Genomic DNA, 16,465 nt, shown 5'->3' with positions numbered 1-16,465 from the left:
TGTTGAGGGACCGAGAAACGAGTTTTGATCTGGACTTTTCTGTTGCGGGGGCAGGATTTGAACCTACGACCTCTGGGTTATGAGCCCAGCGAGCTACCGAACTGCTCCACCCCGCGCTACAAGTACAAATTTAGCACACACTGAAGCATCGCGTGACCGCTTGCCACTCTTACCCATAAATTTATGCTGAATGAGCAGGGAAACGCAAGAGCCCCGCACCCAAAAAGGGTACGAGGCTCTTGTTTGTGCGGCTGCGTCTACTGCCCCAGGAGAGCCAGCATCTTCGCAATCGTGTCGGATAGTTTAGCGTCGGCGACGCCGTACGCCGCGAAGTCGCCGGACGATAGTGCCGCCTGCTTCTCCTGAAGGGCAGAGTTGGCCGTGGCGAGAAGAGTCTTCAACTCGGCATCCGTCGCCGGGTCACCCGTCGTCGTCGTGGGGGTAGTCGGCGCGGCGGTCCCATCGGTGGGGCTGGTTGTCGACGTGTCCGTCGACGTGACCGGCACATTGGTGTCACCGGCCGTGGCTCCCGAATCTCCACCGAACAGCACGTCCAGAGCTCCGTTCAGGGTGTCCTCGAACGCAATCTGGTCGCCGAAGGCAACAAGTACCTTCTGCAACAGCGGGTAGCTCGTCTCACCCGTGGACTGCACATATACCGGCTGAACGTAGAGCAGCCCACCACCGACCGGGAGGGTCAGCAGGTTGCCGTTCAACACCGTCGATGAGCCCTGCCTCAGCAGGTTGAGCTCGGTCGACACCGTCGGGTCGGCATTGAAGACGTTCTGCACCTGGCCGGGGCCGGGCACCGTTCCGTCCTTCGGCAGCGTGAGCAGCCTCATCTTGCCGTAGCCGTCGGCACGAGTGCCGTCGGCGGAGCCGGCGTCGGCGTCCACGGCCAGGTAGCCATAGAGCACATTCCTGCTGGACGCACCGGTGGCCTCAGGCTGGAAGGTCGTGTACAGCGAGAACGACGGCGAGTCCTGTCCCGGCACCTGCATGGTGAGGTAGTACGGGGGCTGCAGGGTCGGATTCGTGGCCGGCGAGTCCGGGTCGTTCGGGGAGATCCAAGCATCGTCCTTGGAGTAGAAGGATCCAGGGTCAGTCACATGGTACTGACCGAGAATGGCGCGCTGCACCTTGAACAGGTCCGCCGGGTAGCGCACGTGGCTCATCAGGTCGCCGCTCATCTCGCTCATCGGCTTGACCGTCGACGGGAAGATCTTCTGCCAGGTCTCCAGCATGGGCTCCTTGGCGTCCCAGGCGTAGAGGGTGACTTCTCCGCTGTAGGCATCCACGGTGGCCTTGACCGAGTTGCGCATGTAGTTGATGTTGTCGAGCGCGAACGGCTGCGGCGGCGTTTCTGTGTCCGTGATCGCGTCGCTCAGGCTCACCGACGTCGAGTACGGGTAGTTGGCGCTCGTGGTGTAGCCATCGACGATCCACTTGACCCGACCGTCAACGACGGAGGGATAGGCATCGGAGTCGAGGGTGAGGTACGGCGCAACCTTCTGCACGCGGGTGATCGGGTCGCGGTCGTACAGGATCTGCGACTTGTCGTTGACCGCGTTCGCCAGGAAGATCTGCTCCGACTGGAACTTGAGCGCGTAGATGAGCTGCTTGAACGGGTTGTCGAGTTTCGGTCCACCATCTCCGGAGAACGTGGTGTAAGTCTGTCCGACCCCTTCGGATCCCGACGGGTAGTCGAGCTCGATCGGGTCCTGACCCTCGGGGGCACCGACGATGGAGTACTCCGGGGAGGTCTCTCCGAAGTAGATGCGCGGCTCGAAGTCGCCCAGGGCACCGGTGGTCGGAATGCCCGATTCGAGGAACACGGGCTGGCCATCCGCCGAGCGCTGGTTTCCGTATGCAGCGACGACACCGTAACCGTGGGTGTAAACCGTCTTGGAGTTGACCCAGGTGTTACCCGCGTTCAAGCCGGTCAGGTTGAGGTCACGCACGGCGACCACGGTGTCCTGGGACTTGCCGTCGATCATGTACCGGTCAACGTCCAGGTTCGACGGGAACTGGTAGTACTGACGGAACTGCTGAAGCTGGCCGAAAGAGTCGCTCACGAGGGCAGGGTCGAGAATTCGAATGTTCGCCGTGGTCGTGGCGTCGGCGCGCAGCGCACCGGGCTCGGCGGTGGTCGTCGCGTTGTACGGAATCTCTTCCACGTCGGACAGGCCGTAGGCATCTCTGGTGAGGTTGATGTTCTTCTCGATGTAGGGAGCCTCGAGGGACTTGGCGCTCGGGTCGACCTGGAAGCGCTGCACGACCCAGGGGTAGAGCGATCCGATCAGGAGGCTCGACACGATCAGCAGCGCGGTACCGATGATGGGCAGGCGCCAGCGGCCGATGACCGCCGTCAGAATGAAGAGCAGGGCGACGACGGCGGCGATACCCGCCAGGATGGCCCGGCTGGGGATGGTCGCGAACACATCGGTGTAGCTCGCGCCCGTAATAAGGCTGCCCTGGTTGGTGAGGGTTGAGTACTGGTCGAACCAGATGCTCACCGCCTGCAGGAGCAGGTAGAGGCTGGCGGTGACAGCGATCTGCACGCGTGCCGCCTTGGAGACAATGATCTCCCGACCGCTCACCCGGATGGACCCATAGAGATAACTCGTGGCGAGAGCCACCAAAGCCGAGATGAGCACGACCGCGGAGGCGAATCCGAGGATGGCCTGATAGAACGGCAGGTCGAACAGATAGAACGAAATGTCGAACCCGAACTGCGGATCCGTGCGACCGACCTCGCTGCGGTTGAGCCACATCAGTACAACCTGCCACTGAGTGGCCGCGGCCACTCCGGCGAAGAGACCCAGAAGTGCCGGGATGCCGTACATGGCCAGACGGCGCAGCGGCTCGATGACCTGCTGATAGCGATCCAGCTGCGAATTGAGCTTCGCGTAGACGGGGCGCATGCGGTACGCGATCTGGATGCTGATCCAGACAGGAACGCCCATCGCGAGCACACCGACGATGAACAGCACCGCTGTCGCGATCCACTGTGTGGTCAGAACGCTCAGGAACCCGAGTTGGTCAAACCACAGCACATCGGTGTACAGCCCAGCGAAGATAAAGAACAGGATCACCAACCCCGCAACTATCGCTGCCGTGATGGCAAGCGGGGTTCGGCTCCGTCGTGGAGCGCTGTCGGGTGAAGATGTCACGAATAAGCCTCATGCTCTGTCAGATTAGGGACCCCCCTATCTTAGTAAATTCAGCTCGGGGTCAACACCGAAAGGCGCTCTGAGCAGGACTCACATCATTTTGTCGCAGGACTCACATCATTTTGTCGGGCATGACGGCAGGGCGCTCGTGTCGGCCCCCGTGCGAATCGCGTCGAGGGCGGTGAGGGCATCGTCAAGCGTCTTCACGGAAAAGACGGTGAGTCCGTCCGGGATATGTCCGGTCACGTCTCCGCAGCTCTCGGCCGGGGCGAGGAACCATTCCGCGCCCGCGTCTTTGGCGCCGTACAGCTTCTGCTGAATGCCGCCGATCGGGCCCACGTCGCCGGCCTGATCGATCGTGCCGGTGCCCGCCACGTGCGCCCCGCCCTGAAGCGAACCGGGCGTGAGCTTGTCGATGATACCCAGGGAGAACATCATCCCGGCGCTCGGACCGCCCACCCGGTCAAGTTCGAGGTCGACGGTGAACGGAAACTGGTAGGTCGTTGTCACGTTGATGCCAAGCACAACGCTTCCGGCGTTCTCGACCGGCGTGACCTGCACCGTCTGGGCCGCGCCCTCGCGAAGGATGTCCACGGCTACGGGAGCGTCGGGTCCGGTTTCTTGCAGTGCCGCACGCAACGCACCGATACTGCCGACGGATGTGCCATCGACCGCGATGATGACGTCGCCCTCCTGCAGGATTCCCTCCGCCGGTGAGCCGTCCGGCAGGCTCACGACCGACACGTTAGTGGGGTAGTCATACTTCAAGTGGGTCAGGGCCGCAGCGATGGCATCCTGCTGGGAATTGACCATGGCGGCCTGATTCACGGAGTCCCGTTGCTCAGTGGTGACATCGTCGGGGAAGACCTGATCGAGGGGAATGACCGCCCGGCTCGGGTCGAACCATGCCGTGGCCACAGCCAGCCAGCTCGGCCGCGTCTCACGGTTACCGAAGACGGAAACGGTCAGCAGGTCGAGGTTACCTTCCGTGGGATAAACGGTCTCGTCTGGGATCGTAATGAGTGGGGTCTCCACGTCATCGGCGTTCGGTGCGGTGCCGAGGGTGTTGAAAACGGGACCTGGTTGCTCGATCACGTAGGGAGACGGAACCACTCCCAGAGCGATTCCGGCCACGAGGGCGACACCGAGGACCACCCAACCCTTCAACCCACCACGACGACGGGGTTCACCAGTGCGTTCACTGGACTGGTCGGTGAAGAGAGCCACCGGATTCCTTCCGTCTGTGCGATCGGGTCATGCAGGTCGTGCTCGTCATGCAGGTCGTGCTCGTCATGCAGGTCGTGCTCGTCATGCAGGTCGTGCCCGGACTGTTCGCGACAGGCGGACAGCCGAACCCTCTACCTTAGGCCATTTCCCAGCTGCGACGGTGTTCTCGCACTAGCGTAGAAGTACGTAACTGAGAGGTGCCTGAAGTGGCTGAAGACTCCCGACCCGATGAGGGTCAGAACCCCGAGGACGAATTCCGCGACATGCTGCGTGACATTCTGTCGGGCAAGTCGTCGATTGATCCGAGCCAGTTGGCCGGAGCAGCAGGATTGGCCGGGGACCCGGCCAGCCTCGCCGCACTGATGAGCCAGTTGCAGGGTGCGCTGAACAATAGCCAGGGCGGAGACGGCGTGAACTGGGACGTTGCTCTCACTCAGGGTCAGGAGCGGGCTGCAACCGGCCAGCTGAGTCCCACAACCGAGCAGCAGGCACAGCTCCGGCAAGCGTTCCACATCGCGGCGCTGTGGCTGGACGACGTGATCAGCGTTGCTGAGCTCACGGTCGAACCGCGTCTGATGACCCGTCGAGAGTGGGTGACGGCCACGATGCCGCTGTGGACCCAGCTCGCTGAGCCCGTGGCCACGAGCATCTCGGACTCGCTCACCCGCGTTCTCACGGAGCAGGCTCCGGAAGAGTTGCAGGGCATGATCGCCAATGCAAGCCAGATCGTTCGCAGCATCGGTGGCACCCTCTTTGCGATGCAGCTCGGGCAGGTTGTCGGCCAGCTGGCGAGCGAGGTCGTGTCCGGCGGCGATGTGGGGATCCCTCTGCTCGGTGAGCAGCAGGCCGCGCTGCTCCCGCAAAACGTCGCCGCGTTCGGTGAGGGCCTCGATGTGCCGGACGACCAGATCCAGATTTACCTCGCCGTGCGCGAGCTCGCGCACGCCCGGCTGTTCCGCCACGCGCGTTGGCTGAGGCTGCACCTGATCAGCTCCATCACCGAATTCGCTCGCGGCATCACCATCGACTCGAGCCGACTCGAAGACCTCGCCGCCGGCTTCGACCCTGCCAACCCGGAGGAACTGCGCCAGGCCATGGTGGACGGCTCCCTCATCCCGCCCAAATCCGAGGCGCAGCTGCAGGCCCTCGGCCGCCTCGAGACGATGCTCGCACTCATCGAGGGATGGGTCGACGTGGTCACCGTCGAGGCCACCAGTCGTCTACCCAAGGCGGATGCGATCGCCGAAACGGTCAAGCGACGTCGCGCTTCCGGGGCCCCGCCGAGTCGGCTTTCGCCACGCTCGTCGGCCTTGAACTGCGGCCGCGGCGCCTGCGCGAGGCGGCCGCCATGTGGCAGGCCGTCACGGATGCCGTGGGCAACGAGGCGAGAGACGCCCTGTGGTCGCATCCCGACATCGTGCCGACCTCTGAGGATATCGACGACCCACAAGCCCTCGTGGCGCGCCTGACGAGCGCCGCGCAGGGCGTCGAACCAGAACTCGATGAGATGGATAAGGCCCTCGAAGACCTGCTGCGCGATGACGGCACGGAACGCCCGATCGAGGAATAGCCGGCTCCGCGGTTCGGCAGGCGGGTTGCGGTGCCGGATGGCACTGCAACCCGCCTGCAACGTTTCTGCAACGTAGCTCGCCCTAGTGTTCTGGCAACGGACAGAGACGTCCCAACCGAAGGAGCCAGGTCATGACTATTTACGCGCAGCCCACTCAGGACGGTGCAACAGACGAGTTCAAAGCTCGTTATGAGTCAACTCGCACACCCGCAACAATGCAGGCCGCAGTCGTCAAGGAATTCGGGCAGGACCTCACCATCGATGAGGTCGCCGTGCCGCAACCGGGCCCCGGCCAGGCGCTCGTCAAGCTCATCAGCACCGGTGTCTGCCACACCGACCTGCATGCCGTCGAAGGCGACTGGCCGGTCAAGCCGAGCCCGCCCTTCATCCCGGGTCACGAAGGTGTCGGCGAGGTCGTCGCGCTGGGCGAGGGCGTCACCAACCTTGAGATCGGCGAACGTGTCGGCAACGCGTGGCTCTGGTCGGCCTGCGGCAGCTGCCAGTTCTGCCGCACGGGCTGGGAGACGCTCTGTGAGGCACAGCAAAACGGTGGCTACAGCGTCAACGGCTCATTCGGCCAGTACATGCTCGTCGACGCCCGCTTCGCGGTCAAGATTCCCGCCGGCTCGGACCCGATTGAAATCGCCCCTGTGCTTTGCGCGGGCGTCACCGTGTACAAGGGGCTGAAGATGACCGAGGCCCGACCGGGTCAGTGGGTCGTCATTTCCGGCATTGGTGGCCTCGGCCACATCGCCGTGCAGTACGCCAAGGCCATGGGCCTGCGCGTCGCCGCCGTGGACATCGCCGACGACAAGCTTGCCCTGGCCACGAAGCATGGCGCCGAAGTGGTGGTGAACGCACTGAACGAAGACCCGATCGAGGCCATCCAGAAGGCAACAGGCGGCGCACACGGTGTTCTCGTGACCGCGGTGCACCCCGCGGCTTTCGGCCAGGCCATCGGCATGACCCGGCGCGGCGGCACGATTGTCTTCAACGGTCTGCCGCCGGGAGACTTCCCGGCCCCGATCTTCGACATCGTGCTCAAAGGCCTCACCATCCGCGGCTCCATCGTCGGCACGCGCCAGGATATGGAAGAAGCCCTCGCGTTCTACGCCCGCGGTGAGATCCACCCGACCGTGACCACGCGCAAGCTCAACGAGGTCAACGACGTGCTCGAGGAGATGAAGCGCGGCAAGATCGACGGCCGCGTCGTTATCGAGTACTAGCCGGCTGCGACAGGCGCCTGACCACCGACAGGCGCATCCGCACCGCACGAATACCCGCCCCCGTTGTCCGTGAATTCCCACGCGACAGCGGGGGTGTTTCGCGCCCGGTCTGTGGATAACTCCCCGGGCGGGCACGGCGGGTGCATCATTCCGGCATGGTGATTCAGTTGAACCCGCTCCTGCCGGTGGTCTGGCGTTCTCCCGACACCATCCAGGTGGGGATCGACCGACCCGTCGTCGTGGTCAGCGGTGTCACGGCCGGTCTCGAGGCCGTCATCTGGGCGCTTCGCTCCGGGCTCCCCCGGTCCGGCGCTCTGCTGATCGGCACCGAGGCCGGGGCATCCGTCGCTGCCGTCGAGCGGCTCCTCGACGAACTCGGCCCCGCACTGCACACGTCCGCGCCACACGTCACCGCACTACCCGGCCCCCGTCCCACCGGCGCCGTGCTGGTCGATGGGTCGGGCCCTACTGCTGAGCGCATCCGATCCCTGTTGCACGACCTCGGCGTGTCCGTGGTCGGCGAGGATAGCGCGTCGTCCGACGAGCCTGCTCTCGCGGTGTTGATCGGCCATTATGTTCTTGAGCCGTCTCGGCACACCCCGTGGTTGCGCCGAGACGTGCCGCAGCTGCCGGTGGTCTTCAGCGACACGGAAATCCGGATCGGCCCACTGGTCGAGCCCGGTAGCGGGCCCTGCCTGGTGTGCGTCGAACTGCACCATGTTGATCGTGACGCGGCATGGCCGGCCCTGGCTGCTCAGCTCGTCAGACAACTCGCCGTGACCGAAACGCCGACGCGTGCCGTTGAAGTGGCGGCGCGGGCGGCTCTCGTCGCGTTCAAGCGCATCAGCACGGGGAGACCGACACTCCGCGGAACACCCGTCGAGGCCGCCTCGCTCGTGATCGACGCCGCTACGGGTGGCGTCACCCGCCGCGCACACCGCCCGCACGAGCGGTGCGGCTGCCGATCTCTGTCAGAAAACGAGACCGCTCCCGTCCGGAACGCTGCTGCTGTCCGAGCTTGGACCAGCTGAGCGCGAGTCGTTTGCGGGCCCGGGTAATTCCTACGTAGAGCAGGCGTCGTTCCTCGTCGATCTGGTCGAAGGTACTCGCGTAGCTGATCGGCACGAGTCCCTCGCTGAGCCCGATCACGAACACCACGTCCCACTCGAGGCCCTTGGCCGAGTGCATTGTGGCCAGCGTGACGGCCGAGACCGTCGGTTCGTGCTGACCGGCCTGGCGTTCCATGAGCTCATCGGTGAACGCCCGGAAGGTCGTTCCCGGTGCGGCCTGGTCTACGAGGCCCATGATCGCGTTGAGGGATTCCCATCGGTCGCGCACGGCACCCCGTGCCTCCGGCGCGGTCTGACTCCACCCGAGTGATCGCAGCACGTCACTGACCGATTTGAAGAGGGGCTCTCCCCTGATCGACACGGATGCCGCCCGCAGGCTCATCACGGCCTGCTTCACCTCCTGCAGGTCGAAGAAGCGTTTCGCGCCTCGAATCTGGTAGCTCACGCCGACATCCCCGAGGGCTGTTTCCACCAGGGCTGCCTGCACGTTGACGCGAAACAGCACGGCGATGTCCTCCGGCTTGGCCCCGGCCTCGATCAGTTCAACGATCTGCTGGGCAACACCCCGCGCCTCGGCCATGTCGCTCGCATAGTCATGGACCTGTGGATCGACGCCCGTTTCCGCGGATGCAGCATGGAGAGTCAGCGCACCGGGACGACCGCGCATCAGCTGGTTGGCCGCCGCGACGATCGGCGGCGTTGACCGGTAGTTCTGCTCAAGGCGCACGACAGTGGCATCCTCGTAGCGCTTGGGAAAATCGAGCAGGTACTCGCTGCGGGCTCCCGCGAAGGAGTAAATGGTCTGGCTCGCGTCACCCACGACGCACAGGTCGCGTCGGTCGCCCAGCCAGAGAGCCAGCAGGTCATGCTGCAGCGGCGACACGTCCTGGTACTCGTCCACGACGAAGAAGCGATACTGCTCCCGCACCTGGAGCGCCACGGAGGGCTCGGCCTCGATCATGCCGGCCATGGCCAGCAGCACGTCCTCGAAGTCGATCTGTTTGCGCTCATCCTTGAGCCGCTCGTAGGTCTGCTGCATGGCGACGACCTGGTCAAGGTCGAGCCGCCCGGGCAGACTCCGGTTCCCGAGTCCGGCCGCGTACTGATCTATGCCCAGCCCGGAGGTTTTGCGCCATTCAATTTCGGCCGCCAGGTCGCGCAGCGTTGCGGTGTCGAGCTTGAGGTGCAACGCCTCCGCGGCATGTCCCAGCAGGCGGCCTTTGCCATCGAGAATCCGTGGGGCCACTCCCCCGACGACGTGCGGCCAAAAGTAATTCAGCTGGGACATGGCGGCGGCGTGAAACGTACGGGCGGCCACGCCGCCGGCCCCGAGCTGACGCAGGCGCCCGCGCAGTTCCGCCGCGGCGCGCGACGTGAAGGTGAGGGCCATCACGCGGTTCGGCGCATAGGCACCGCTCATCACCCCGTAGGCGATGCGGTGCGTGATCGCCCTGGTCTTGCCGGTACCGGCGCCAGCCAACATACACACGGGTCCGATGAGGGCCTCCGCCGCGACTCGCTGCTGGTCGTCGAGTCCGGCGAGCAGGGAGCTCGTGGTGACGGTCACGGCCGCCCGGATTCCGCTCGCGCGGCGGGCGTTGCCGTGAGCCATTGCTCGATCATGGCGTGCGCAATCGACGACGCTCCCGGCAGGATCATCCATTCGGCGGCGTCGAGCAGCTCTTGCCGGCTGAACCAGCGCAGGTCGAGGATCTCCTCGCCGTCCGGCACGAGGTCGACGGCGGCCTGATCGTCGGCCAGCCGGGCGGTGAAGCCGCACATGATCGACGCGGGGAACGGCCAGGGTTGCGAGCCGAGGTAGACGGGATCACTCACGCGCAGACCGGATTCCTCGAACATCTCGCGCACCACGGCGGCTTCCAACGGCTCCCCCGGCTCGACGAAGCCGGCCAGAAGCGAATACCGGTTGTTCTCCCACAGCGCGTTGGACCCCAGCAGAATACGGTCGTCACGATCGGTGATCAGCACGATGACGGCGGGGTCGGTGCGCGGAAAGACCTGGTTGCCGCAGTGGGCGCAGCGACGCACCCAGCCGGCGTCCTCGATCGCCGTGGCCGAACCGCACCTCGGGCAGAATCCGTGCGAACCGTGCCAGTTGACCACCCCGAGCGCCTCGGTGAACAGGCCGGCGTCACGGTCTCCCAGCTGGGTGACGACGGCGCGCAGACCCGCCCACCGTTCCTCATCGGGCTCGACGGCGGCGGCTTGCTCATCAGTCAGCACGGCGGCAACCAGCCTGGTGCCGGCCGGTTCCGGCGCGTCGTGGGGCAGCGAACGGCCGAGATACACGCTGAATGCGGCTTCGGGAACGCGATGTGCCGGCACGAGGTCAAGCCGCGGGGCCGCGGCGGTTCTTTCCTCTTCGGAGGCTGCCGCACCGGGAGGCCACTCAAGCAGGGCCTTGCCGTGCCAGAGCAGGAGAACGCGCGTGTCGGCATCCGCCCAGAGCTGGTGCATCAGGCCGGGTGTGGTGCGAACGGTGTGATCGCGGTCGACGGCGTGGCGCGACAGCGGCAGCCGCGTCGTGAATCTAAACGACATGGGTGTTTTCTCCGGGCTTTGACGCATGGAAATTCTGTGCGGGCGTGGCGAACAGGCGCACCGCAGGGAAGTCGACCTAACCTAGGAGGCATGGCCAGATCCCCTCTCACTCTAGCCGCGTTGGCCACGTCCGCCGTCTCGGGGCTCGACGTTGCCCAGACGCGTCGACACAGCTCCGGCACACACGGAATGTTCGACTCGGCACTCATCATGACCGCTGACGATCGAACGTTGATCATTCGCGTTCCCAACAGTCAATCTGCCGAGACCGAGCAGTCCGCCGACCTCGTGGCGCTGCGTGCGCTCACAGCGGGAAACCGCAGCCGATTGCCGTTCGACGTGCCCGAATTCGTGGGTCAGACCCCGATCGCCGGCACGCGCGCCATCGTGTACGAGCTGCTGGCCGGCGACACCTTCGACTCGGATGCCCTCACCGGGCACGAGGGAGTGGCGGGTTCGATCGGACGCGCGATTGCCGCCATCCACGGCCTGCCGACGGCATTCGTGGGCGCGGCCGGGCTCCCGCAGCAGAGCGCGGAGCAGTGCCGCACCTCGACGATCGAGGTCATTGACCAGGCGGCGAACACCGGTTACCTTCCCGCCGCGCTGCTGCGCCGGTGGGAACAGGCCACGGATGACGACGCCCTCTGGCAATTCGCGCCCACCGTGGTGCACGGCACGATGTCGGCCGATTCCTTCCTGATCACGGACGATTCCGTGTCCGGCGTTCTCGGCTGGTCCGGTCTGTGCGTGGGCGACCCGGGCCGCGATCTGCACTGGCTGCTCTCCGCCAGGGGGGACGCGGCCGAAACGGCAATCTCCACCTACACCGCCGCACGGCAGAGCGGTGATACCCGCATCACCCAGCGGGCCATGCTGTATGCCGAGCTCGAACTGGCGCGCTGGCTGCTGCACGGCACGGTGACACGCAATCAGGCCATCGTCGACGACGCGGTGACGATGCTCGACGGCCTCGTGGAAACCGTGCACAGTCACACGATGCATCCGCTGTCCCCGGCGACCGGGCCCATCCTCGACGTGGCCGATGTGGAGAGCATGCTCGACCACACACCCAGGCCGGAGACCGGCCGTGGCCGGAACGCGGCGGCGCCCGGCGACAGCTCGATGCACACGGACAGCTACAATTTCTCCGACCTGCAGTCGGGCGAATTGGATCTGAGCTCGTCGAACACCAACAGCTCGTCAAACAGCAACAGCCAGTCGAACACCGATGCTCAGTCGACGAGTTTCTCCCCGTCGACGTCCGCCAGCGATGGCGACGTGGACGACACGACGGGCCCGATTACGCTGCCCGACGATGACGCGGAAACCGATGACCAGGCCCGCAGGAGGTCCGCCTCCGAATAGAGCCGGTCAGGGGCCACGATCGTGTCGTCGGCCACGAAATAGAAGACGGCATCGACGAGGTCGGGATCGATGCCCTTCCACCGGGCGTAGGCGAGGCGGTACAGCGCGAGCTGGGTCTGCTTGAGTTCCAGGTCCGCAGCATCCTTCGGCGCGCGTCCGGTCTTCCAATCCACGACCTGATACCCGGTTGCGGTGCGATAGACGGCGTCGAGCTTGCAGACGAAGACCTGCCCGGCCAGGGGATGGTGAATCTCGATCTCGACCTCTTCGGGCTGACGGTGGCCCCACGTTGAGCGTTCAAAGGTCGCCTTCAATCGTTCGAGTGCCTGCTGCTCGGCGTCTGCCCAGCTCACGGCACTCGCGGCCGAATCGAGCGAATCCGCGGGCAGGTCGAACTGATCTACCGCATCGACGCCGTCGAGCTCCTCGAGCCCGGCGTCGATCACGTCGCCGCGGGCGGATCCGCCCCCGCGCTGTTCGACCCAGGAATGGAACAGGGTGCCGAGCCGGGTGGCCCGGTACGGCCGTTCCGGCATCGGACGAAGCAGCCGAGCGGCCACCCCGGCCGGGTCATCGACGTAATCCTTGAAGCGTGATGCCGGGATGCGGGTGGGAAGCGGAGCGCCGTCGGTGCCGGCGAGGCGGAGCGCGCGTTCCCGGAGAAGCAGCGTGACGGTGTGGGACCAGCGGGTCTCCCGTACCTGGTCGGCTTCGGCCGCTTCGCGAACCCGTTCGGCCGCGGCCTCAACGATCGTGCGGCGCACGCCCAGAGGATCAAACGGCCAGGTCTCTGCGCCACTCTGCGCGTCCTCGGGCTTCTCGCTGACGTCACTGGTCTCGGGCACCGCGGGGATCAAGCCCGCCTCCACCAGCTCCAGCAGGTATCGGCTCGGTGTGCGTTGCGTGCTGCCGGCGCCCCAGAAGGAGCCGGTCAGCAGCAGCTCACGCTGGGAGCGCGTGGTCGCCACGTAGATCAGCCGTCGTTCCTCGTCGTCGTGCCGGGCCGCCAATTCCGCCTTGTAGATCGTGAAGGCGTCGTCGTAGGACAGCTGGGTCTCGTGTTTGCGCCACTCAAGCTCGGGCAGCTCCGCGTGGTCGCCGCGGAAGGCATACGGCAGTTCACCGAAGCGCATCCACCCGGACGTGTCCCGGCTCTGTGCCGGGAGGCTTTTCTCCGTGAGGTTGGGAATGGCCACGAAGTCCCACTCAAGCCCCTTGGCACCGTGGATCGTGAGCAGCTGCACCGTGCCCTTTTCCGAAACTTCGAGGCGCGGGCCCATGTCGTCGGACTGGGCGGCGCGACCCAGCCACCGCAGGAAGCTGCCCAGCGTTCCCTGCTCGTCGCTGTCGAGAAACCCCGACACCGTGTCGTGAAAGGCGTAGAGATTCGCGAGGCCGAGCCCGTTGGACTCATTGGCGACGAGCTCGATGTCGAGAAGGAGCTCCTGTTCGATGAGGCGGACGAAGTCGAGCAGCGGAAGCCCGGCCCGCGAGCGCAACCAGGCGAGCTGGCGCCCGGCAGCCCGCAGGCGGGTGCGCCCGGTATCGGTGAAGGCAGCGAACTGGCCGTGCGTTTCGGGGGCGGATGCGAGAAAGTCCAGGGCGTCGACGAGGGAACTTCCCTCGTCCGCCGCAACGGACGCCCGCATCTTCTCCGTGAGTTCCTTCGGCACGGCCTTCTGCGCCCAGTCGTGGGCGGCGAGCCAGCGCGCCACACCCGCGAGGGCCGAGAGGTCCCGCACGCCGATGCGGTACCGGCCGCCGCTCAGCAGGCGCAAGAGTTCGCTCCCCGCCGCGGGGTCGTGCACGACCCGGAGGGCGCTGACGACGTCGGCGACTTCCGGGGTGGACAACAACCCGCCGAGACCGAGCACGTGGGCGCGAACGCCGTGCTCGCGCAGCACCTCGGCGAAGTATTCCATGTCCCGACGGGCGCGGAAGAGCATCGCCCCAGACCCCTGGCTGCCGGACGGCATCCGCTCCGCGAACCAGGCGGCAGCGGCCCGAGCCTCGTCGGCCATTGTTTCGGCCATGACAGCCTCGACCCGCCCCTGGTCCTTGCCGGGCGGAACAGTGAGCGTTTCGACCTGGATGCCGTCGGGGCGTGCGCGCAAGGCTTCGCTGAGCGGCGACACCAGCGTGTTGGCGACGTCGAGCACGGTCACCGGATTGCGCCAGGTCACCGACAGGCTCATGGCCGGGGCGGATCGGTTGGAGACCCCGGCGAAGTCCTGCGAAAAGCCGAGCAGGTTGGCCGAACTGGCGCCCCGCCATCCGTAGATGGATTGGTGCGGGTCCCCGACCGCCATCACGGGGTGCCGCGAGAAGAGCGTGTGCAGCAGCTCGGTCTGCAGTACGGAGGTGTCCTGGTATTCATCGAGGAGGACGACCCGGTACTGCTCGCGGTACCGGGCCACGACGGAATCGACCTTCTGGCAGACCTGCAGCGCGAGGGCAACCTGGTCGGAGAATTCGATCAGCCCGAGCCGGCGCTTCTCGTCGCTGTATCGGGCGGCGAGTTCGGCAAGCACCTGCAGCGGCAGCACGGCCCCGAGCGAGTCACCGACGGACCCATACGGTACCTTCTTCCGCGGGTTGCCGAACGGCAGGTCGGTCAGATAGTCGAAGCCCGCGGCGAGCGCACCCAGATCGTGAGGCACCCGGATCTCACCCGGGCGGAAGTCGGGCGGGTTCTCGGCGAGCGCGCGACTCAGCGAGAGCACCGCATCCGTCACCGCATCCACGTTTTTACCGAACGGGACCAGGCGGGCATCTCCGTGTTCGACCACGACCCGGCGGGCGAGCAACCACGCAGAGGTCTCGGTGAGCAGCACTGACTCGGGTTCACGCCCGAGCAGGAGCGCATTGTCGGTGAACAGCCGGCTGGCGAAGGAGTTGTAGGTGGAGACGCTGGGCGTGTTGAACAGGTCTCCGGCATCGGCCACGTGGGCGCGCGTTTCATCGATACTGGTCTCATCGATACTGGTCTCATCGATACTGGTCTCATCCACACCACTCTGACCGACACCGTCCGCATCCGGATCCGGATCCGCGCGGATCATCTCGGCGCTCGGCAGGAGCCCCGCCGCGTCAAGCTCGAGAATGCGCCGGTTGATACGCTCGGACAACTCACCCGCGGCCTTGCGCGTGAAGGTGAGCCCGAGAATCTGGTCGGGACGCGCATGACCGTTCGCGAGCAGCCACAGCACCCGGTTGGCCATGGTCTCTGTTTTGCCGCTGCCCGCCCCGGCGACAACCAGGGTGGGGGCCAGCGGAGCCTCGATCACCGCCTGCTGCTCGATGGTGGGTGCCGGCAGTCCGAGAGCACCCGCTATCTGAAGTGCCGATACGGCGGTTCGGTGGGAGGTGACTGACGGGTTCATGTGCTGACCTGCTTGATGACGTGGATGCGGCATGAGCCGTGCGAACGCGGATCGAGACAGTGCGAACTGATCTCGGCGAGGAAGGTGGCGCCGCCCATACCGGCCGCATCCACGCCGACCCGGGCCCGGAAGGCCTCGATTTCGGCGGGGCTGAAGGCGGGCTGGGTGGGATTGCGGTAGTTCTGCTTGACGGTGCCGGACGACACGATCACGAGCCTCGCGCCGGCAAGGGGCGTGTCCGCCGCAATACCCGTGATTGCCCCCTCGGCGAACGCGAGCTGGTAGGCGCCCAGCTGCGGGTGTTCGACCACCCCGGCATCGCTCGTCGGGTCCCCCTTCCCCGTCTTGAGATCGACGATGACCGCCCGGCCGTCGCTCAGCCGTTCCACCCGGTCGATCGTGCCGGAGAGCACGGCGCCGGCCACCTCGAGCTGGAAGGTGCCTTCCGCACTCAGCAGCTCTCCCCCTGTGCGCTCGAAATCGAGCAGGTAGGACGCGAGGCGGTCGGTGAGCGCACGCGCCTCAACCTTCTGCACCCGGGACTGCCACTCGGCGTCGAACTGCAGTTCGTCCCAGCGCGCTTCGACCCCCTGCCACAGCGCCTGGGGGCTGCGATCGGTGGCGTCTTCCATCACCTTGTGAATAATGGTGCCCAGGTTCGCCGCCGTATTCGAGGTTCCGCCACCGACCTGTCCGATGAGCCAGTGCAATGGGCAGGTCTCGAAGGCGGCCATGCGCGACGGGGAGACACGCACCGCGTCGTCACCGGCCTCCGGGTCGTTGAGCGGGCGCTCTGTGCTGGGCTCGGCCAGGCCGTACCACTGGGTGACGGCGGCGCCGGGCACGTTCTCGGCGGCCAGCCGGGCGAGCGTGGCCGCGGCATCCG

Annotated in this window: 8 protein-coding genes, 1 tRNA gene and 2 pseudogenes; 4 read left to right on the top strand and 7 right to left on the bottom strand. The window is 65.9% G+C overall.

The features are described from left to right. Window positions 1-42 precede the first annotated feature (42 nt). The 3 genes from JF66_RS11725 to JF66_RS11715 all read right to left on the bottom strand — a co-directional run bounded on the left by JF66_RS11725 (window position 43) and on the right by JF66_RS11715 (window position 4,400). A tRNA-Met gene (locus JF66_RS11725) sits at window positions 43-116 on the bottom strand. Between the two features lie 141 nt (window positions 117-257). After that, window positions 258-3,173, bottom strand: a complete 2,916-nt coding sequence (locus JF66_RS11720) for a UPF0182 family protein (RefSeq protein WP_231556394.1) — start codon at window positions 3,171-3,173, stop codon at window positions 258-260. 117 nt (window positions 3,174-3,290) lie between these two features. After that, complete coding sequence (locus JF66_RS11715) at window positions 3,291-4,400, bottom strand: PDZ domain-containing protein (RefSeq protein WP_035878123.1); 1,110 nt, start codon at window positions 4,398-4,400, stop codon at window positions 3,291-3,293. A gap of 263 nt (window positions 4,401-4,663) precedes the next feature. On the opposite strand from JF66_RS11715, the pseudogene JF66_RS11710 reads away from it, so the two are divergent. From JF66_RS11710 to JF66_RS22980, 3 genes and pseudogenes are all read left to right on the top strand, one after another. Next, window positions 4,664-5,796, top strand: a pseudogene (locus tag JF66_RS11710) (zinc-dependent metalloprotease); the annotation flags it as partial. Window positions 5,797-6,185: 389 nt separating this feature from the next. Then, the gene (adhP, locus tag JF66_RS11705; RefSeq protein WP_035878120.1) at window positions 6,186-7,196 is read left to right on the top strand and encodes an alcohol dehydrogenase AdhP; all 1,011 of its coding nucleotides are present in this window, start codon (window positions 6,186-6,188) and stop codon (window positions 7,194-7,196) included. 155 nt (window positions 7,197-7,351) lie between these two features. Further along, window positions 7,352-8,227, top strand: a complete 876-nt coding sequence (locus JF66_RS22980) for a hypothetical protein (RefSeq protein ID WP_156109758.1) — start codon at window positions 7,352-7,354, stop codon at window positions 8,225-8,227. On the opposite strand, the gene JF66_RS11690 is transcribed toward JF66_RS22980, so the two are convergent. Further along, window positions 8,118-9,878 carry an ATP-dependent helicase gene (locus JF66_RS11690; protein ID WP_081882342.1) on the bottom strand — a complete coding sequence of 587 codons (1,761 nt, stop codon included), beginning with the start codon at window positions 9,876-9,878 and terminating at the stop codon, window positions 8,118-8,120. The genes JF66_RS22980 and JF66_RS11690 overlap by 110 nt on opposite strands. After that, window positions 9,830-10,828, bottom strand: coding sequence for an NAD(+) diphosphatase (nudC, locus tag JF66_RS11685; protein WP_051973461.1), 999 nt, complete (start codon window positions 10,826-10,828; stop codon window positions 9,830-9,832). Before nudC ends, JF66_RS11690 begins: the two co-directional genes overlap by 49 nt. A gap of 90 nt (window positions 10,829-10,918) precedes the next feature. Here nudC and JF66_RS25300 point away from each other — a divergent pair. Beyond that, window positions 10,919-11,659, top strand: a pseudogene (locus tag JF66_RS25300) (phosphotransferase); the annotation flags it as partial. A 404-nt stretch (window positions 11,660-12,063) separates the two neighbouring features. Here JF66_RS25300 and JF66_RS11675 read toward each other — a convergent pair. Both JF66_RS11675 and JF66_RS11670 read right to left on the bottom strand, forming a co-directional pair. After that, window positions 12,064-15,579, bottom strand: a complete 3,516-nt coding sequence (locus JF66_RS11675) for an ATP-dependent DNA helicase (protein ID WP_197059402.1) — start codon at window positions 15,577-15,579, stop codon at window positions 12,064-12,066. Further along, window positions 15,576-16,465: PD-(D/E)XK nuclease family protein (locus JF66_RS11670; RefSeq protein ID WP_035878113.1), on the bottom strand; the 890-nt coding region annotated here is incomplete at its 5' end. The genes JF66_RS11670 and JF66_RS11675, both read right to left, overlap by 4 nt.

It is taken from the genome of Cryobacterium sp. MLB-32 (genome assembly GCF_000738085.1).
Taxonomy (GTDB): domain Bacteria; phylum Actinomycetota; class Actinomycetes; order Actinomycetales; family Microbacteriaceae; genus Cryobacterium.
The sequence above is the reverse complement of the archived record's forward strand: the minus strand, read 5'-3'. Positions and strand labels throughout refer to the sequence as shown.